The 17,473-nt window shown below is 65.2% G+C and carries 18 protein-coding genes; 17 read left to right on the top strand and 1 reads right to left on the bottom strand.

The window, feature by feature from the left end; translation table 11 throughout:
• The first annotated feature begins 1 nt into the window (after window position 1).
• The 17 genes from DVT68_RS09265 (at window position 2) to DVT68_RS09185 (ending at window position 14,931) form a co-directional block, all read left to right on the top strand.
• The gene (locus DVT68_RS09265; protein ID WP_114824787.1) at window positions 2-514 is read left to right on the top strand and encodes a GspH/FimT family pseudopilin; all 513 of its coding nucleotides are present in this window, start codon (window positions 2-4) and stop codon (window positions 512-514) included.
• Complete coding sequence (locus tag DVT68_RS09260) at window positions 511-909, top strand: type IV pilus modification PilV family protein (RefSeq protein ID WP_114824786.1); 399 nt, start codon at window positions 511-513, stop codon at window positions 907-909. Before DVT68_RS09265 ends, DVT68_RS09260 begins: the two co-directional genes overlap by 4 nt.
• On the top strand, window positions 906-1,586 hold the full coding sequence (locus tag DVT68_RS09255) for a prepilin-type N-terminal cleavage/methylation domain-containing protein (RefSeq protein ID WP_114824785.1): 681 nt from the start codon (window positions 906-908) through the stop codon (window positions 1,584-1,586). The genes DVT68_RS09260 and DVT68_RS09255 overlap by 4 nt, the downstream gene beginning before the upstream one ends.
• Entirely contained in the window at window positions 1,583-2,464 is an 882-nt protein-coding gene (locus DVT68_RS09250) for a type II secretion system minor pseudopilin (protein WP_114824784.1), read from the top strand. The genes DVT68_RS09255 and DVT68_RS09250 overlap by 4 nt, the downstream gene beginning before the upstream one ends.
• The gene (locus DVT68_RS09245; protein WP_114824783.1) at window positions 2,461-3,624 is read left to right on the top strand and encodes a PilN domain-containing protein; all 1,164 of its coding nucleotides are present in this window, start codon (window positions 2,461-2,463) and stop codon (window positions 3,622-3,624) included. The genes DVT68_RS09250 and DVT68_RS09245 overlap by 4 nt, the downstream gene beginning before the upstream one ends.
• Window positions 3,621-4,247 (top strand): type II secretion system protein GspM, encoded by a 627-nt coding sequence (gene gspM, locus DVT68_RS09240; protein WP_114824782.1) that lies wholly within the window; start codon window positions 3,621-3,623, stop codon window positions 4,245-4,247. The genes DVT68_RS09245 and gspM overlap by 4 nt, the downstream gene beginning before the upstream one ends.
• Complete coding sequence (locus DVT68_RS09235; RefSeq protein ID WP_114824781.1) at window positions 4,244-4,975, top strand: general secretion pathway protein GspN; 732 nt, start codon at window positions 4,244-4,246, stop codon at window positions 4,973-4,975. Before gspM ends, DVT68_RS09235 begins: the two co-directional genes overlap by 4 nt.
• 3 nt (window positions 4,976-4,978) lie before the next feature.
• Window positions 4,979-7,378, top strand: coding sequence for a type II secretion system secretin GspD (gspD, locus tag DVT68_RS09230; RefSeq protein WP_114824780.1), 2,400 nt, complete (start codon window positions 4,979-4,981; stop codon window positions 7,376-7,378).
• Window positions 7,379-7,559: 181 nt separating this feature from the next.
• Window positions 7,560-8,009 carry a helix-turn-helix transcriptional regulator gene (locus tag DVT68_RS09225; RefSeq protein ID WP_114824779.1) on the top strand — a complete coding sequence of 150 codons (450 nt, stop codon included), beginning with the start codon at window positions 7,560-7,562 and terminating at the stop codon, window positions 8,007-8,009.
• 37 nt (window positions 8,010-8,046) lie between these two features.
• Complete coding sequence (locus tag DVT68_RS09220) at window positions 8,047-8,457, top strand: VOC family protein (RefSeq protein ID WP_114824778.1); 411 nt, start codon at window positions 8,047-8,049, stop codon at window positions 8,455-8,457.
• A 268-nt stretch (window positions 8,458-8,725) separates the two neighbouring features.
• Window positions 8,726-10,981 carry a GH92 family glycosyl hydrolase gene (locus DVT68_RS09215; RefSeq protein ID WP_114824777.1) on the top strand — a complete coding sequence of 752 codons (2,256 nt, stop codon included), beginning with the start codon at window positions 8,726-8,728 and terminating at the stop codon, window positions 10,979-10,981.
• A 207-nt stretch (window positions 10,982-11,188) separates the two neighbouring features.
• Entirely contained in the window at window positions 11,189-12,160 is a 972-nt protein-coding gene (locus DVT68_RS09210) for a LysR family transcriptional regulator (RefSeq protein ID WP_114824776.1), read from the top strand.
• A gap of 102 nt (window positions 12,161-12,262) precedes the next feature.
• Window positions 12,263-12,973 carry an SDR family NAD(P)-dependent oxidoreductase gene (locus DVT68_RS09205; RefSeq protein ID WP_114824775.1) on the top strand — a complete coding sequence of 237 codons (711 nt, stop codon included), beginning with the start codon at window positions 12,263-12,265 and terminating at the stop codon, window positions 12,971-12,973.
• Between the two features lie 51 nt (window positions 12,974-13,024).
• On the top strand, window positions 13,025-13,261 hold the full coding sequence (locus tag DVT68_RS09200; protein ID WP_114824774.1) for a tautomerase family protein: 237 nt from the start codon (window positions 13,025-13,027) through the stop codon (window positions 13,259-13,261).
• Between the two features lie 310 nt (window positions 13,262-13,571).
• Window positions 13,572-13,952: a VOC family protein gene (locus DVT68_RS09195; protein WP_114824773.1), complete on the top strand. Its 381-nt coding sequence runs from the start codon at window positions 13,572-13,574 to the stop codon at window positions 13,950-13,952.
• A 209-nt stretch (window positions 13,953-14,161) separates the two neighbouring features.
• Window positions 14,162-14,377: a DUF3820 family protein gene (locus DVT68_RS09190; protein ID WP_114824772.1), complete on the top strand. Its 216-nt coding sequence runs from the start codon at window positions 14,162-14,164 to the stop codon at window positions 14,375-14,377.
• A 245-nt stretch (window positions 14,378-14,622) separates the two neighbouring features.
• Window positions 14,623-14,931 carry a hypothetical protein gene (locus DVT68_RS09185; RefSeq protein WP_147281692.1) on the top strand — a complete coding sequence of 103 codons (309 nt, stop codon included), beginning with the start codon at window positions 14,623-14,625 and terminating at the stop codon, window positions 14,929-14,931.
• Between the two features lie 456 nt (window positions 14,932-15,387).
• On the opposite strand, the gene DVT68_RS09180 is transcribed toward DVT68_RS09185, so the two are convergent.
• Window positions 15,388-17,280 (bottom strand): S53 family peptidase, encoded by a 1,893-nt coding sequence (locus tag DVT68_RS09180; RefSeq protein WP_114824770.1) that lies wholly within the window; start codon window positions 17,278-17,280, stop codon window positions 15,388-15,390.
• Window positions 17,281-17,473: the final 193 nt, after the last annotated feature.

Genomic DNA, 17,473 nt, shown 5'->3' with positions numbered 1-17,473 from the left:
CATGTCTGCCCTTGCGGCCAACGCATCCCGCCTTCGCCTCGCATCGCGCGAGCGGCGATGCGTGCGCGCGCCGCAGGGCTTCACCCTGCTGGAGATGCTCGCGGTGATCCTGCTGATCGGGATCGCCGCCGCGGCTGTGGCGGTGTCGGTCAACCAGGGATTGGCCAGCGCGCGCGTGAGCGCGGCCAGCGGCGAGCTGGCCGGCGCGCTGCGCGCCACGCGAGCGCAGGCGATCGTGCATGGCGAAGAGCGCACCTTCGACGTGAACACGCGCGACAACACCTACCGTGTCGGCGATGGCAAGCCGGTGCGGTTGCCGTCGGGCATGCGCATTGGCATCACCAGCGCGAAGGAAGACCAGGTCAACAGCTACACCGGGCGCATCCGCTTCTTTCCCGACGGCAGTTCCACTGGCGGGCATGTCACCCTGCAGCGCGATCGTCGGCGGTGGCAGGTCAACGTGTCCTGGCTGACCGGCGCGGTCAGTGTGGCTGACCAGGGTGCGCATTCATGATGCGGCGCGCGCGCGGCTTCAGCCTGCTGGAAGTGATCGCCGCCACGCTGCTGCTGGCGATCGTGTTCGCAGCGCTGATGAAAGTGGCCGGTGGATCGATCGCGCTGACGCGCAACGCGGATGACCACAGCGAGGCCGCGTTGTGGGCGCGCAGCCTGCTCGACACCGTGGACATCACCACGCCGCTGCGGCCGGGCAGCAGCGAGGGACGCTTCGACGACAACTATCGCTGGCGGCTGGTGGTGAGCCCCTGGAGTCCCGGGCAGCCAGCCGCGAATGCGCAGGCGCGCATGATGAAGCTCGACCTGGACGTGTTCTGGGGCCATCGCCCGCGCGAGCACTCGGCCCATTTCAGCACGCTGCGCGTGCTTGGTCCGGAAGCCGACACGCCATGACACGGCGTCACGCCCATGCTGCTGGTGGCTTCACCTTGCTCGAGGTGCTGGGCGCCCTGGCGCTGCTCGCCTTGCTGCTGATCGGCGTGTACAGCGGCGTGCGCACCGCCACGCATGCGGTTCGCTCCGGTGAAGCCGGCATCCAGCGGCAGGACCAGGTGCGCTCGGCGCAACAGTTTCTGCGCCGCGAACTGGCGCAGGCGCGTGCGGTGCCCCTGTCGTACGACGACAAGGGCAACCCCGTGTTCTTCACGGGTGATGCGCACACCATGCGCTTCGTCGCCCCGCTGCCTGGCTATCTCGGCAAGCTGGGTCCGCAGTTGCAGGAGCTGACGCTGGTATCCAACGGCAAGGGCGGCCAGCGCCTGGAGGCGCGCTTCGCGCTGATGCCGCCCGATGGCAGCGCACCGCGCCCGCTGGGCGAGCCGGAAGTGCTGGTGGATGGCATCCGCGATGGTTCGTTCAGTTATCGCGCGCCGGACACCGAGCAGGGGCGTGGCGACTGGCATGATCACTGGGGCGACGTGCGTACGATGCCGCGCATCGTGCGCATTGCGATGCGCCTGGATGGCACGACAGGCTGGCCCCAGCTGGATGCGCCGCTGCGTGTCGACGCTTCGGCGATGCAAGGCCAGCTCAACCTGCTGCAAGGCCTGCAACGGAGAAACGGGTCATGAGCCGCGCCATGGTTGCGCACGCGCACAGGCAGCAGGGCGTTGCCCTGCTGGTGGTGATGTGGGCCTGCACCTTGCTGGCGATCCTGCTGGGCGGCTACGCCATGCTCGCCCGCACCGAAGGCCTGCAGGCGCGCTACCTGTTCGCCCAGACCCAGGCGCACTATGCGGCCGAGGCGGGCCTGATGCGCGCCATCTACGCCTTGCAGGATCCGCAGCTGCAGCAGCGCTGGACGCCGGACGGCCGGATCTACCCGTTCGCCTTCGATGGCGCCAAGGTCAACGTGAGCATCGTTGATGAAGGCGGCAAGGTGGATCTCAACGCCGCCACGCCCGAGGTGCTGCAGCAACTGTTCCGCGCGGCCGGCATGGCCGACAACGCGGCCCAGTCAGTCGCCCAGAACGTAGTGGACTGGCGCAGCTTCGCCATGGCGCCGCCCGGGACCGTGCCCAACGCGGCATATGCGCAGGCCGGCAAGGACTACGGTCCGCGGCACGGACCCTTCGCCACGATCGAGGAGCTTCAGATGGTGCTCGGCATGGATCCGGCGGTGTATCGCGCGGTGGCGTCCCAGGTGACCCTGTGGTCGGGGCGACAGAGCCCCAACCCGGCGACCGCGCCGCCCCTGGCGCTGGCGGCCATCCCCGGCATGACGTCGGCGCAGGTGCAGGCCCAGCTGGCCGCGCGCCAGGCCGGGCCAGCCTCGCAGGGGATCCCGGGCCTAGCCGTTGCCCAGGGAGTGACGCATAGTATTCGCGCGGAGGCTACGTTGGCCGACGGGACGCGCGCGATCGTCCGCGCCACGGTGCGCTTGCAGGGTCTCCGCGCAGGGGCCCCGCCGTATGCCGTGCTGCGCTGGCAGGAGGGTGACGGGGAATGAGTTCGGCAACGCTTCCGCTGCGTTCGCAGCTCGATCGTGCACGCCGGGCCTGGCGCGCTTCGCCGATGCCGCGTTTCGTGGCGTGGTGGAGCGGCGAGCTGGCCGCCCTGCTGCCGCCACGCTGGCGCGCGCTGTTTGGCGGCGGACTGGCCTGGTACCTGCTGCGGCACGAAGGCGACGAATGGGTGGTGCGCCGCGCCGGCCACCTGGACGTGCTGGCGCGCTGGAGCAGCCAGCTGGATGCGACCAGCCAGCAGGTCGCCCTGCGGGACGCCTTGCGCGGCGTCGACACCGAAGACCTGCGGCTGGCGCTGTGCCTGGATCCCTTCATGGTGTTGCGGCCGCGCCTGAGCCTGCCGCTCGCCGCGCGCGACAACCTGCAGCAGATCGGCGCCTTCGAGATGGATCGCCAGACGCCGTTCCGCGTCGAGCAGGTGCGCTACGACGTGCGTGAACTTCGCGCCGCCGCGCCTGCCGGACGCTTCGCCGCCGAACTGGTGGTGGCGCCGCGGGCCACGCTGGATCCACTGCTCGCCCGGCTGGCCGCTTCCGGCCTGCAGGTGGATGCGCTGGACGTCGCGGCCGGCGCCGATCGCCTTGGCGCGAACCTGTTGCCGCCCGAACTGCTGCCACGCCGCCAGCACCCGCGGCAACGGCTCAATCTTGCACTCGGTGCGGCCGCCATCGTCCTGCTGGTGTTGTCGCTGCTGCAGTTCCTGCACAACCGCGAAAGTGCGCTTGAGCAGATGCGCAGCGACGTGGAGGCCATGCGCGGCGACGCGCAACAGGTGGCCGGCCTGCGCCAGCAGTTGCAGGACAACGCCGGCGCCGCTGGCTTTCTTGCCGAGCGCAAGCGCAACCGCGTGTCCGCGCTGGCCGTGATGCAGGACCTCAGCCAGCGACTGCCGACCACCGCGTGGCTGGAACGCCTGAGCATCGACAACACTGGCCAGGTCGGCTTCCAGGGGCAAAGCCCGCAGGCGGCGCGCCTGGTCGATGCGCTCAAGGGCTCGCCGGTCATCACCGATGCGAATTTCCAGGGCACCATCCAGGTGGACCCGACCACGGGCAAGGAGCGCTTCTACATGGTGGCGCAGTTGCGCAAGCCCGCCGAAGCCAAGCCCAAGCCGGCTCCCGCCACCGTGGGAGGCGCGCCATGAAGATGACCGCGCTCAAGCCCCGCGAAAGCCGCATCGCCGCCGTGCTGTTGCTGCTGGTAGTGCTGGTGATCGCCTATTTCGTGCTGTTGCACTGGTGGTTCGTCGCCCCGCTTCGCGGCATCCATGCCGAAATGGATGACTTGCGCGACACCCATGCGCGCTACGCGGCGGCCATCGCGGAGAAGCCGCAGTTGCAGCAACGCATCGCCGCGATGGGGGCGGGGCAGGTCGCCAGCCATGCGTTCCTGCCCGAGGATGATCCGAACGCCGCCGCCGCCGGCCTGATGCAGCGCGTGGTGGACGCCGTGGCCGCGCACCCGCAAGGCGGCGCCTGCGAGGTCACCCAGAAGATGCCGGTCACCAATCCGCCGGCGGGACCGGACGAACCCTATCGCAAGGTGGCCGTGAGCATCAGCCTGCGCTGCGACGTGCAGCCGCTGGCGGAAACCCTGCACGACCTCGAGCAGGGTTCGCCGTACCTGTTCGTGGACGATCTCAGCATCTATCGCAATCCGGTGGCGGCCCTGCAGCAGGTGGGCGCCCCGCTGGAAGTGCAGTTCACCTTGTCCGGCTATGTGCGCCAGCCGCGCGCCGCGGGTGATGCACAGGGAGGTGCGCCATGAACGCCAATGCGCAGCGCCGCCTGACGCCCGTGCTTGGTGGCGTCGCCGCCGGCTTCGGCCTGTTGTTGTTGCTGTTGCTCGCGGGCGTGGGCCGGGGTGTGCACTGGGGGCCGCCGCGACCCACCGCGCCGCTGCCTGAAACGCACGACCAGGGCATGCCGGCGCCACTGCCGCTGACCCAGTTCGCCACGGTGTGGCAGCAGCCTTTGTTCAACCCGGACCGCAAGCCCAGCATGCACACCGCCAGCGGTGGAGCCAGCCTGGGCGACATGCAGCTCACCGGCATCATCCTCACGCCGGCGCTGCACATGGCCTTGCTGCACGACAAGAGCGGCGAGCACGAAGTGCGCGTGCGCGAAGGCGACAGCCTGCCCGACGGCAGCTGGCGACTGGTTGAGGTGAAACCGCGCGCCGCCGTGTTCGAGTCCGCCGGTGGCCGCACCCAGCTCGACCTGCCGGCCGGCGCCCCGATCGACGCGCCCAAGCCCGATGCCAATGCCAACGCCAACGCAAATGCGAATGCGGCGCCAACGGCTGCGCCGCAGCCTGGTCGCATGGTGGTGGCGCCGGCGCCCATGCAAAGCGGCCCGGTGCCGCCCGGCGCGAATTTCGTGACACCCGTGCAGGGCAACAACCCATTGCAGGCTGATCGCATCCGCCAATTGAACGAAGCCATCCAGAAGCGACGCGGCCAGCCGGTGCCGGCGCCCCCCGAAGGAGCACACTGATTTATGTCCACCCAGCGCGCGTCGCGGATCCACCGCATCGGTACGCTTACCCTGGCCCTCTGGCTCGCCGGCTGCCAAAGCCTGCCGCCGCCCCATGATGACGGCGCGCTGCAGCGCGAGGCCATGGCCGGCACGGAGAAACCGGTGCCTCAACCGCTGCCGCTCAACACGGCATCCGGCGCGCCGGACCAGAACGCCACGGCGCGGCAGCAGCTCACTACCGGCAGCGGCCAGTTCGTGCGTCCGGTCGGCGCCGCGCAGCCACACAACGCCGCCACGGGCGAAGGCGCGGTGACCTTCAACTTCGAGAACCAGCCGATACAGGCGGTGGTCAAGGCCATTCTCGGCGACCTGCTCAAGCAGAACTACACCATCGTGCCGGGCGTGCAGGGCAACGTGTCCTTCTCCACCTCCGAGCCGGTGGACAGCAGCCAGGCCATCCCGATCCTGGAGACCTTGCTGTCCTGGACCAACAACGCGCTGGTGATGCAGAACGGCCGCTACGTGGTGATGCCGGCCAAGGATGCGGTGGCCGGCAACTTGGTGCCCAGCCTGAATGCGGTGGCGCCGCAGGCCGGCCTGCAGGCCAGGCTGTTCCCGTTGCGCTACATCTCGGCGAACGAGATGCAGAAGCTGATCAAGCCGTTTGCGCGCGCCGATGCGGTGCTGCTGGTGGACGCCTCGCGCAACCTCATCGTGCTGTCGGGTACGCCGTCCGAACTGGACAATTACCAGCGCACCATCCACACCTTCGACGTGGATTGGCTGCGCGGCATGTCGGTGGGCGTGTTCAGCCTGCAGCACGCCAATGTCACCGACCTGATGCCGCAGCTCGACCAGATGTTTGGCGCCAAGGGCGACACGCCGCTGGCCGGCATGCTGCGCTTCATTCCGATCGAGCGCACCAACGCGCTGGTGGTGATCAGCACGCAGCCCAACTACCTGCAGGAAGTGGGCGGCTGGATCACCAAGATCGATCGCGGCGGCGGCAATGAGCCGGAGCTGTTCGTTTACGACGTGCGCAACATCAAGGCGTCCGACCTCGCGCAATACCTGGCCCAGATCTACACCAATGGTGGTGGTGAAGGCGGCGCCGGGGGCCACGTGGGGCCGGGCCTCAACAGCACCACGCTGGGCACGAACGAAAACGCCAACGGCTCGGCCAGCGGCATGGGCAGCACCGCCGGCAGCTTCGGCAGCAGCACTACGCCCACGGTCAGTGGCGTCGGTGGCGGCTTCGGCAGCGCCGGCGGCCTGGGCAACACGGGCACGAACAATCAGTTCGGCACCACCGGCAGCGCATTCGCCAACGGCATGGGCAACACCAGCGGCGGCGCAGCAGGCGGCATGTCCACCTACGGCGGCGGCAACAATCCCAACAACCCCAACAGCGGCGCGGGAACGGGCAAGCAATACATTTCCGAGGACGGCAGCATCCGCATTGGTTCGGTCGATTCGAACAACCAGCTGCTGGTGCGCGCGCGCCCGTCGCAGTGGGAGGAGATGCAGCAGGCGATCAAGCGGCTCGACAACGTGCCGCTGCAGGTGCAGATCGAGATGCGCATCCTCGAGGTCGACCTGACCGGACAGCTGGAATTCGGCGTGCAGTGGTACCTGCAGGGGTTGGCCAACAGCACGCCGATCACCGACAGCAACGGCAACATCGTGGGCGCCCAGACGGCATATCCTGGTATGCGCCACCAGGCCGCACTGGGCGGTGGCGGCAACCAGTACGGCGGCGAGCCGTTCTTCTATTCGTTCCTGAGCGGCAACAGCAAGTTCCAGATCGCCATACGCGCGCTGGAAACCAACGGCAATACCAAGACGCTGTCAGCGCCGTCGCTGGTGGTGCTCAACAACCAGGTGGCGCACATCCAGGTCGGCGACCAGGTGCCGATCAACCAGACCTCGATCGTCCCCGGTCTGGGTTCCACCACCACCGCCTCCACCGCGAGCAGCGTCAGCTACATCCCCACCGGCGTGATCCTCGATGTGCAGCCGCGCGTGAATCCGGGCGGCCTGGTTTACCTCAACGTGCAGCAGCAGGTGAGCAATACCACCGGCACGGCCAACTCGCAGGGCAACTACACCATCCAGCAGCGCGCCGTGGGCACGCAGATTGCCGTGCAGAGCGGGCAGACCGTGCTGCTTGGCGGCCTGATCCAGCAGAACGAAGACAACACCGACACTGGCATTCCCTATCTCAACCGGGTGCCGGTCGTTGGCCGCCTGTTCGGCACCACCAGTCACAACCGCACCCGCACCGAGCTGATCGTGCTGATCACCCCGCGCGTGATCACCAGCAGCGAGGAAGCCAAGCAGGTCACCGACGAGTACCAGCGCAAGTTCGAATCGCTGGCGCCGTTGCGGGCGGCAGCCGAGGGCACCAGCCAGCATCCCTGATGTTTCATGCCGGCGCGGGGCGGCCCTTCGGGCGCCCCGCGCCGATGCGCGCAGTCTTCGGTGACACTGCGATCCCGAATCAGGTCGCCTGCGACGGCCGCTATATGGCCATGCAATCGTTTGGTCGATAGGCCACACCTGTGCACTTGAGCCACCCTCTGGCTCGTGCCAGCATCGAGTGATGACCAACCGGCCCGCAGCCTCGACGCATCTGCGCGACCTCGCGCGACTGCGCCGCGTCCGCGACCGGATCGACAGGGACTACGCGCAACCGTTGGACGTTGAAGCGCTGGCCCAGGGCGTGCACATGTCGGCCGGCCACCTCAGTCGGCAATTCAAGCTGGCCTACGGCGAGTCGCCTTATTCGTACCTGATGACGCGTCGCATCGAGCGCGCGATGGCCTTGCTCCGCCTCGGCGAACTCAGCGTCACCGAGGTGTGCTTTGCGGTGGGTTGCTCGTCGCTGGGCACGTTCACTACGCGGTTCACGGAACTGGTCGGCATGTCCCCCGGCGCCTATCGACGCCAGGAAGCACAGGCGACCGCAGGGCTCTCCTCGTGTGTGGCCAAGCAGGTGACGCGACCGATCAGGAATCGAGAAGCGCGGGCCACCAAGGCGGACATAGACTGAACGCCATGGACCTGACCACCCACTGAGAGAGCACGCCATGGACATCACCATTCACTCGAGCTTCCTACCGCAGAACGACCCTGACGCGGCGGTTGCGTTCTATCGCGATACCCTCGGCTTTGAAGTGCGCCACGACGTCGGCTACGGCGGCAAGCGCTGGATCACCGTTGGCCCGGCCGGCCAGCCCGGCACGTCCATCGTGCTGTATCCGCCGGAAGCGAGCCCCGGCATCACCGATGACGAGCGCCGCACCATCGCCGAAATGATGGCCAAGGGCACCTTCGGCATCATCCTGCTCGCCACCAAGGATCTCGCCGGCGCCTTCGAGCGCCTGCAGGCCCGCGACGCCGACATCGTGCAGGAGCCGACCGACCAGCCGTACGGCGTTCGCGATTGCGCCGTGCGCGATCCCGCCGGCAACATGATCCGTATCCAGCAATTGCGCTGAGCTGCACGACGATTCCGTTGAACAGGGGACGTGTGGCGAACAAGGCCGGGCTGGCCCAGGATGTCTCGCGCCGGCTTGGCAGTTGCCCGTTGCCGCTCTCGCTGCCGTGACCGTTTGAACGAACCCATGCGTCCTGCGACGTCGGAAGTCTGGCGCCTTGCAGGCTCGGAAGGGACAAGGCGCCGGATTCCCTTCGTGGTGGGGATGACGCGCCGAGGCAAGACTCCTTACGATGCCTCCACGCTATTCCAGGCCTTCGACGCATCGCATGGCAGTCATCACGGGCAACGTCATCAAACGCAAGTGGGTCAGGGCCGTATGGGCGATGCTTTGCCTGTCGATGCCAGCCGTGGCGATGCCTGCCGCCGAGACGCCGATCAACTGGGTCAATCCGTACATTGGCACGGCGGGAAGCGGTTCGGAATACGGCGGCACCATGCCGCTGGTCACCACGCCGTTCGGCATGACCAACTGGACGCCGCAGACGCGCCAGAACCGCGTGGGTGTCAGCTCCTACAACTTCGGTGACACCCAGATTCAGGGCTTCATCGGCACACACCAGCCGGCGATCTGGATGGGCGACTATGGTTATGTCACCTTGATGCCGGAGCTTGGCGAAGCGCGCTATGCGCCCGAGGCAAGAAAGCTGCCGTTTTCGCGCAAGGACGAGATCGCGAAGCCTGATTACTACGCGGTGACCATGCAGGCCGGCGCGGGAAGACAAATACGCGCCGAACTTACTGCAACCGACCACTGTGGCTACTTGCGCTTCTGGTATCCCAAGGCCGGCGAGGCCGGCGTGCTCGTCGAGGCGACACGTCCAGGAGTGCGGGGTTACGTGGAGGTCGACGAAGCGCGCCATGAAGTTCGTGGCTACAACCCGGATCGCCAGGACGCCGGGCTCGGACCCCTGGCCCTGCCCAACTTCAAGGGCTACTTCGTCGTGCGCTTCAGGCAGCCCTTTGCGGCCACGCAGGTGTACAGGGACGCCCAAAAGGTGGCTGGGCGAGGCGACATCGAAGGGACCAACGTCGGCGCCTTCGTATCCTTTGATGCCTCGTCCGGCGAGCCGATCGAGGCGCAGGTAGGAACGTCGTTCATCAGCATCGCGCAAGCCGAAGCCAATCTGGACGTCGAACTTCCCCAGTGGGATTTCGACGCGCAACGTCAAAGCCTGAAGAACACCTGGAACGACACGCTTGGCCTGATCACCATCGATGGCGCCAATGCGGACCAGCGGCGCATCTTCTACACGGCGCTCTACCACGCCCTGCTGTACCCCCGGCTGTTCTCCGAACACGGCCGCTACTACAGCGCCTTCGACGACCAGGTCCACCCTGGCGTGTCCTATACCGACTACTCGATCTGGGACACCTTTCGCGCGGAAAACAGCCTGCTGACGTTGATCGCCCCTGAGCGTGTCAACGACATGGTCCAGGCTTTGCTGCAGGATTACCGCGAAGGTGGCTGGATGCCCAAGTGGCCCAACCCCTCCTACACCAACATCATGATCGGCACGCATGCGGACTCGCTGGTGGCCGAGGCGATCACCAAAGGTTTCCACGGCTTCGACTGGCAACTCGCCTATGAGGCCGTGCACAAGGACGCCACGACGCCGCCGGATGGCGACGTGACCCGACGCTGGCGCGACCGCGAGCCGCATACGCCCTATGAGGCGCGAGCCGGCCTGACCTATGCGTTGAAACTCGGTTACATACCGGCCGACAAGGTCGCGGAGGCCGCCTCGAGCACACTTGAGGAAGCTTACGACGACTACGCGGTAGCGCGGGTTGCCCAGGCCACAGGGCATGCTGACGATTACGCTTATTTCCTGCAGCGCGCGGCTAATTACCGCCTTCTCTTCAACCCCGCCCGCGGCTTCATGCAGGCACGTCGCGCCGATGGTTCCTGGGCCTCGCCGAAAGACGGCTGGACGGAGGGTGACGAGTGGACCTACCTCTTCGCCGCCTTGCATGACATCCCCGGCACCGTCGAACTGATCGGCGGATCATCCGCCGCGGAGGCGAAGCTCGATGCGCACTTCCATGGTGGCCACAACCATCATGACAACGAGCCCAGTCACCATTACGGCTACCTCTACGACTTCACCGGTTCGCCCTGGAAGACACAGGATCGCGTTCGCGCCATCGCCGCCGATGCGTACTCCAACACACCGGGCGGCATCCTCGGCAACGAGGACTGTGGCCAGATGTCGGCCTGGTATGTGTTCAGCGCGATGGGCTTCTATCCGCTCAATCCCGCGTCGGGCGAATACATGATCGGCAGCCCGATGTTCACGCACCTCGCCTTGAAGCTCGACAACGGCAAGACCTTCGTCGTCAATGCCAGCAACAACTCGCGTGACAACGTGTACATCCAGTCGGCCACGCTCAACGGCCAGCCGCTTGATGAACCCGTGGTCCGTTACGAGCAGATCATGGCCGGCGGGACGCTGGAGTTCGTGATGGGCCCCCGGCCTTCGCGTTGGGCGGCTCAGTGGCGGCCACAGCCGCTGGCGCCATAGGCGCTTCCACTGGCGTCACGACCAGCTGCTTATGGTCTACCGCGAATAAAAGGCGGGCTGGTCTGGGCCAGCCGGAAAGCCGTCCGCGCCGTCGTCACGCCGCTCCAGCGTGGCATCATGGAAGTGACGGATGAAGGTCGGGCTTGCCCATGACCACGCGTCAAATTCAGGCGCATTCTTTCCACCACGGTAGGCGAGGCAGCCCCAATGGATCGCATCGACGCCATGAAGATCTTCGTCGCAGCACTGGACGAAGGGAGTCTCGCCGGAGCCAGCCGCAAGACCGGACGATCCGCCGCTGCGGTGAGCCGCGCGATAGCGTTTCTTGAAGCGCATGTGGGCGTGCCGCTGCTGCACCGGACCACGCGCTCCATCAAGCTGAGCGAGGCGGGCGAGCGCTATGCGCTGGCGTGTCGCAAAGTACTCATGGACCTGGAAGAAGCGGACCGGAACGCTGCGGGTGAACGTTCCGTTCCTCGCGGCATGCTGAACATTAGCGCCACCGTATTCTCGGGCGTTGAAGTGCTTCGTCCGATCGTGGACGCCTTCATGGATGAATTCCCCACCGTCAGCGTGCGGATGAACCTGCTCGAGCGCGCGGTCAACCTGGTGGAAGAGGGCTTGGATCTGGCGTTGCGCATTACGCACCTCGCCGATTCGACCCTTGTGGCGCATCGGGTCGGCGAAGTGCGGCGAGTGATCGTGGCGTCGCCGCGTTATCTCGCCACGCATCCACGGATTTCCGAGCCGGCGGATCTTGGCAAGCACCAGGTCATTGCCTCGACCCATATGGGGCCCGACTCGTGGAGTTTTCCACCTGTCGAGGGCTCGTCCATCGCGCGCTCCGTGGCGTTCACGCCGCGCCTTGTCGTCAACAATGTGCGCGCGGCCGTGGCTTCGGCGGTGGAAGGGCACGGGCTGACCCGGGTGCTCTCCTATCACGTGGCCGGCGAAGTGAGGCAGGGTCTGCTGCAGGTTGTTCTGCCCGAGGCGGAGCCGGCGCCCATCCCGGTGCACATCGTGTCGCCGTTCGGGCGGCTGTCTGTCCCCAAGGTTCGGGCGTTTGTCGATTTCGCACTGCCGCGGTTGCGTTCGCGTTTCGCCAGCCTGTCCAAGGAAATGGAGATGGCGCCCAAGGCGCCGATTCAACCGCGCCGCGGAAGAATGTCTACCGAATGACGTGGATTCGCACGTCCAAAGTCTGCGCGTAGCTTGTGTTCATCGGGTCAGCAACCCGGTCGGCATACCGCCGAAACGTTCACAACTACCGGAGACTCAACCATGAACAGTCAGCAGAAAGTCGCCATCGTCACTGGCGCATCGCAGGGTATCGGCGCGGGCCTCGTCAAGGCCTTCCGCGATCGCAACTATCGTGTCGTCGCCAATTCCCGCAACATCCAGGCCTCCAGCGATCCGGACGTGATCACGGTGCAGGGCGACATCGCCGACCGCGCCGTCGCGCAGAAGATTGTGTCGGAAGCACTGGCTCGCTTCGGTCGTGTCGACACGCTGGTCAACAACGCTGGCATTTTCACCGCCAAGCCGTTTACTGCTTATACGGCGGACGATTACGCCAACAACCTCTCCGTGAACCTCAACGGGTTCTTCAATATCACGCAGCTGGCCATCTCCGAGATGGAGAAGCAGGGTAGCGGCCATGTCGTGAGCGTCACGACCAGCCTTGTGGACCATGCCATCGATGGCGTGCCTTCGGTGCTGGCCTCGCTCACCAAGGGCGGCCTCAACGCGGCGACCAAGTCGCTTGCCATCGAATACGCCAAGCGCGGCGTTCGCGTGAATGCCGTGTCGCCGGGCGTGATCAAGACCCCGATGCACGGTCCCGAGACCCATGATTTCCTCGCTGCGCTCCATCCGGTCGGTCGCATGGGTGACATCGCCGACATCGTGGATGCCGTGCTGTACCTGGATTCGGCCGGTTTCGTGACGGGCGAAGTGCTGCACGTCGACGGTGGCCAGAGCGCGGGTCACTAAAGCGAACGCGGGCGGGCTTCGGCCCGCCCTGCACACATCGAGGAGAACGTCATGCCTTACATAAACATCCAGATCACGCGCGAGGGCACGGCGCCTGGTCGCAACGCAGTGACGGCGGAAGAAAAGGCCGCCCTGATCAAGGGCGCGAGCCAGCTGATGCTGGACGTGCTGAACAAGCCCTTCGATTCCACCTTTGTGGTGATCGACGAGGTGGATCCGGACAACTGGGGTTGGGGTGGGTTGCCGGCCCTTGAGTTCCGCAAGCAGCGGGAAGCGTCGAGGCGGTGATGCATAGGCAGCGTTCGGATGGCCACTCAGATCTGCTAATCGAACACAGCAGCGGCTCAAGGTCGTCATTCCGACGAAGGTCGGAATCCAGGGGTTTTAAGGCTCTGGACCCCAGCCTTCGCTGGGGTGACGGTTTCGTGCTTTGCAGCGCTTGAGTCAAGTCAGCCGGAGTACCATGCGATCGTCATGTGGTTCGTTATCTAACTGCCGAGATGGCATTCCGGTAGGTCACGGTTTCCTGGCGATCTTCAGCCTCGCCACCCCATGAACATCTTCAGATCGGCTGCCACCCGCTTCGGATGAGGACGTCATGCATCACTCTCGCCTATGTGCACTGCTCATCGACTGCAATACGGCTGACGTCGATCAGGCCGCGAGCTTCTGGGCCGCGGCGCTGGGGCGAGCAGTCGACCCGGAGCACCCTGGCACGCGCGACAACTACCGCATGCTGGAAACACCGGATGGCGAACCCATCGTTCAGATCCAGCGGGTGTCGCATGAGAGCCGGGTGCATATTGATATCGAGACCGATGACATCCCGGCTGAAGTGGCGCGCCTGGAAAAACTGGGCGCTCGCGTGGCGGAGCGCCTCGAGCGTTGGGTGGTGATGCAGGCGCCGACGGGGCATCGATTCTGCGTCGTGCGGTTTCAGCGTCCGGGCTTCCCAAAGAATGCCAATCGCTGGGATTGACCGGCGTTGAGCCGGGCGGCGGGAATTCGCTAGCATTCCTGGCGGCGGCCTTGTTCGGGCGGCCGTCAACGAAGCGTATGGCGGCAGGCGCGCCAGCGCTTTATCTGAAGCGGCATTCGCCACGATGGGTTTGATTCGGAGTATCGAATGTGGGACGTCACCAAGGGCGAGTACCAGCGGCGCACTGATCGCCTGCACTGGAACGCCCCATGAAACCGGAAGACCTCCAGCGATTGGTCACGATGGCCATGCCCTACGGCAAGTACCAGGGTCGCCTTATCGCCGACCTGCCGGGCGCGTATCTCGCGTGGTACGCACGCAAGGGCTTCCCGCCGGGAGATCTCGGCAATCTGCTTGCCCTCGCGCTGGAGCTCGATCACAACGGTCTGAAGCCGCTGCTCGACCCGCTCAGAAAGCGTCGATAGAGCGCGCTTCGCGCATCCTGTGGGCGCATTGTCCGGAACTGGCGTCCGGCGACGTTCACTGTCGAGATGAAGTGGACGTCTGCGAATTGCAAGTGCTCCTGGCGTGCTTCCCGCATCGAGTCATGATGACGCACCCCGGTCTGAAGGCGCCCAACGGCCTTCGTCAAGCACATACAATTTCTGTCGCCAACCATTCCGCCTATTGGCGCAGCGACTCTTGAGGACCCCTTGTGAGCGAACAGGACATGACCACCGAAGAGGCCCTCACCTTCCTCGAGAAGTTTGTTGGCCAGGACTACGTTGACCCGGTCGCCCAGATGGCGCAGGCCGCGCGCAAGGCCATCGCGAAGATCAAGGAGACGATGGACGAGCTCGACCTGGCGTCACCAATCCGCGATCGCGTGCGCCAAACCTATGGAGAGTGGGTGCGGGAGGTGGTTGGGCTCATCGACGATGTGCACTTCGGTTCCATGCACGCCGAAGCCCGGTCCACTACCGCGGCGGACGACGCGCAGCTTCCGTCACTTTATGCGGATCTAGCCCGGGCGTCGTGAGCAAACGGGTCTAGCAACTGCGCCGCCAGCCGGGAATTGCCATCCTTCAGGAAGACAGCGAGGCGAACTTCGGTTCGCGTTTGTTTTGAACGCGCTTCCGGGATCAGTGCAGGTCAGGCCGGTTTGTCGGGATTTACTCCGACTGGGCTCGCAGGGGCCGCGCTCCCAGGTTGCCGCGACTTCGCGTCGCATGGCATGGGCAAGAGCGTTCTCCGCCAGCCATGACAAGACGGTCGCTGCGTTCAGTGGCTTCTTCGCTTTCCTTTGACATGCTGCCCACATTTGACCCCGCGTTGGCGAGCAGCCGGGCCAGGCGCCCAATGCAATCTTCTCCATCGACTCTAATGCTTCGTGACGGTCGGAATTGGCCGCACACAGATGGTGGTCATCCCGTATCGAAATGCCTTGAAGAAAACCGGCGGCGCGCGAGGCGCCGCCGGTTGCTCAATGTGAGGCTCAGAAGGCGTTGAGCCAGAGCGACAGATTGGTGACATCCAGTGTGCCGATGCCAGCCCCGTCGTCATAGCCGGCGATGCCCGAGTAGAACCAGTTGTCGCCGTGGGTGATGTCGTGGAACGGGCTGAACGATCCACCATAGCCGAGCACGTTCTGCAGCAGATAGATCTGCGGATTCCAGAAGCCGATGCGGCGATGGTCAGCCTGCTTCAGCAGTGCCGTGATGCCGTTGAGCTGCGGCGCTACGAAACTGGTTCCACCCGCCTGGACCGTTCCTACGTCGGGCAGCGTCGTATACACCAAGTAACCAACTTCCGGATCGGCATTGAGCGACACGTCCGGCTGATTGCGTCCATGGAAGTTCGCAGGAAGCTTCAGGAGCTCAATATTGCCGTCTACGACGTCCACCCAGTTCTGGTTGGGCTCGGTCGTGCGGATACCATGGGTGAAGAGCTGATAGAACGGTTCTTGAAAGACGATGCTGACACCACCGCCGCCGCCTGTTGAGAACAAGTCGACATTGCGTCCAGCGTAGGTGTTCAGATAGTTCTGAAGTCCTTGCCAGCCCCACACCTCTTCCGTGGGCACTACAAACGGTACGGTGGCGCCTCTGAAGATATGCGAGTAGGGCAGCGTGGTGCCGCCGGCCGAGGTAATGGCGGGGTCCGAGGCCGGATGATCGACAGTCAGCACCTTGGTGAAGAACGGGTAGGGAGCGCCGTCACGGTTGGTGTCATACGCTCCCGAGTCGCCCGCAGCGGCAAACAGGGAAATACCTTGTACTGCTGCTTCGAGGTACAACTGATGGAAGGCTGCGAATTCCCCCCGGTTGTCGATGTTGCCATCGAACGCCGTCGGGTACAGGAACACCTCCGGTTCACCCCAGCTGGTCGAGATCGAGTCGACGACGTTGTCGGAGATGGCTTGATTGAAGGCGTCGATGAAGGCCGGGTCAGTGTTGGGGGCCTGGTACACGCGAATGTTGGCCTGCGGCGCTAGCCCGCCCGATTGCTCGACATCCAGCGTTGTCTCATCGGACCCGGCGGCCCCGCTCAGCTGGCCCCCTCCATCCACGGGGATATCGAGAATGCGGTTTGACTTCACCGGCAGCCCGATCATTGCCCAGTAGGTGTAGGCATCCATCGGAGTGAAGTCGGCCAGCGTGACGATGCCTACCGTGGAGCCAGCGCCACTGATGCCGGCGGCGTAGAGCGGATTGATGTCATAGATGTTGGCAACGTCGAACACCGTGAGTGGCGTGCCAAACGTGACGGACGGGCTTCCGCTGGCCGATGCCGTGGACGACCGAACGAAGTTGGATGTAGCAGAGAAGTTCGGCTGTTCGAGCGAGCGATGGTTCTTTGGCGTGCGGAACGATTCGTTTGACAAGCCAGCTACGTGTGCGACGACATCCACCAGTCCTGCCGGATAGCTTGGGTTGTGATCAGGGCGATGGTAGACGCGGCCGTTCCTTACATAGTTACGGAGACCGATGGCGAACGCGGCGTTGAACTGGGCGGCAGTACCACTGGCCTTGATCAGTAGATGGTTGCTCGCCACTTCATTGACTTGGATACCGTGAGTCTGCAGATAGTGGGTTACGCGACTGATTTCCGCATCGCTTGCGCCAAACCTGGCGGCAAATTGCTCCGTGGTGATGAACTGCCGGAAGTTGGATGTTCCGGGGCTGGAGACATCCCTGGCAAAGTTCTCCAGTGCATCCTGATTGTGGACACGCAGGACGACGGACGCGTTGATCAGTGCGTTCGCGCTGGTCGCGCCCGCCTCGGTGGCTTGGCCGGGATTGGCGGCAAGTGCGGTCGACACGGTGGCGCCGGCGAGAAGCAGCGTCAGCGACGCCGTCACCAGCTTGCGCTTGAGGTGCAATAGCATGGCAGGTCTCCTCATGAAGGTACGATGGCGAGGGCCTGCTAGCACGGATGCACGTGCGCTCCGACCTTAATGCAGTGGTTGCAGTGGTTGCGCCGGATGGCCGGCATCCCTGCAGGCGCGCCGATCGGGCCGCCACAATCATAGACAAAGTCCCGTGCACGACTCCCCGAACCGGCAGGTGTCGCGACGATCC

This window comes from Dyella solisilvae (assembly GCF_003351225.1).
Taxonomy (GTDB): Bacteria; Pseudomonadota; Gammaproteobacteria; order Xanthomonadales; family Rhodanobacteraceae; genus Dyella; species Dyella solisilvae.
The sequence above is the reverse complement of the archived record's forward strand: the minus strand, read 5'-3'. Positions and strand labels throughout refer to the sequence as shown.

Coding starts and splice junctions, on each gene's coding strand:
- DVT68_RS09265 (WP_114824787.1), top strand. CDS start 2: ATGTCTGCCCTTGCGGCCAACGCATCCCGCCTTCGCCTCGCATCGCGC.
- DVT68_RS09260 (WP_114824786.1), top strand. CDS start 511: ATGATGCGGCGCGCGCGCGGCTTCAGCCTGCTGGAAGTGATCGCCGCC.
- DVT68_RS09255 (WP_114824785.1), top strand. CDS start 906: ATGACACGGCGTCACGCCCATGCTGCTGGTGGCTTCACCTTGCTCGAG.
- DVT68_RS09250 (WP_114824784.1), top strand. CDS start 1,583: ATGAGCCGCGCCATGGTTGCGCACGCGCACAGGCAGCAGGGCGTTGCC.
- DVT68_RS09245 (WP_114824783.1), top strand. CDS start 2,461: ATGAGTTCGGCAACGCTTCCGCTGCGTTCGCAGCTCGATCGTGCACGC.
- gspM (WP_114824782.1), top strand. CDS start 3,621: ATGAAGATGACCGCGCTCAAGCCCCGCGAAAGCCGCATCGCCGCCGTG.
- DVT68_RS09235 (WP_114824781.1), top strand. CDS start 4,244: ATGAACGCCAATGCGCAGCGCCGCCTGACGCCCGTGCTTGGTGGCGTC.
- gspD (WP_114824780.1), top strand. CDS start 4,979: ATGTCCACCCAGCGCGCGTCGCGGATCCACCGCATCGGTACGCTTACC.
- DVT68_RS09225 (WP_114824779.1), top strand. CDS start 7,560: ATGACCAACCGGCCCGCAGCCTCGACGCATCTGCGCGACCTCGCGCGA.
- DVT68_RS09220 (WP_114824778.1), top strand. CDS start 8,047: ATGGACATCACCATTCACTCGAGCTTCCTACCGCAGAACGACCCTGAC.
- DVT68_RS09215 (WP_114824777.1), top strand. CDS start 8,726: ATGGCAGTCATCACGGGCAACGTCATCAAACGCAAGTGGGTCAGGGCC.
- DVT68_RS09210 (WP_114824776.1), top strand. CDS start 11,189: ATGGATCGCATCGACGCCATGAAGATCTTCGTCGCAGCACTGGACGAA.
- DVT68_RS09205 (WP_114824775.1), top strand. CDS start 12,263: ATGAACAGTCAGCAGAAAGTCGCCATCGTCACTGGCGCATCGCAGGGT.
- DVT68_RS09200 (WP_114824774.1), top strand. CDS start 13,025: ATGCCTTACATAAACATCCAGATCACGCGCGAGGGCACGGCGCCTGGT.
- DVT68_RS09195 (WP_114824773.1), top strand. CDS start 13,572: ATGCATCACTCTCGCCTATGTGCACTGCTCATCGACTGCAATACGGCT.
- DVT68_RS09190 (WP_114824772.1), top strand. CDS start 14,162: ATGAAACCGGAAGACCTCCAGCGATTGGTCACGATGGCCATGCCCTAC.
- DVT68_RS09185 (WP_147281692.1), top strand. CDS start 14,623: ATGACCACCGAAGAGGCCCTCACCTTCCTCGAGAAGTTTGTTGGCCAG.
- DVT68_RS09180 (WP_114824770.1), bottom strand. CDS start 17,280: ATGCTATTGCACCTCAAGCGCAAGCTGGTGACGGCGTCGCTGACGCTG.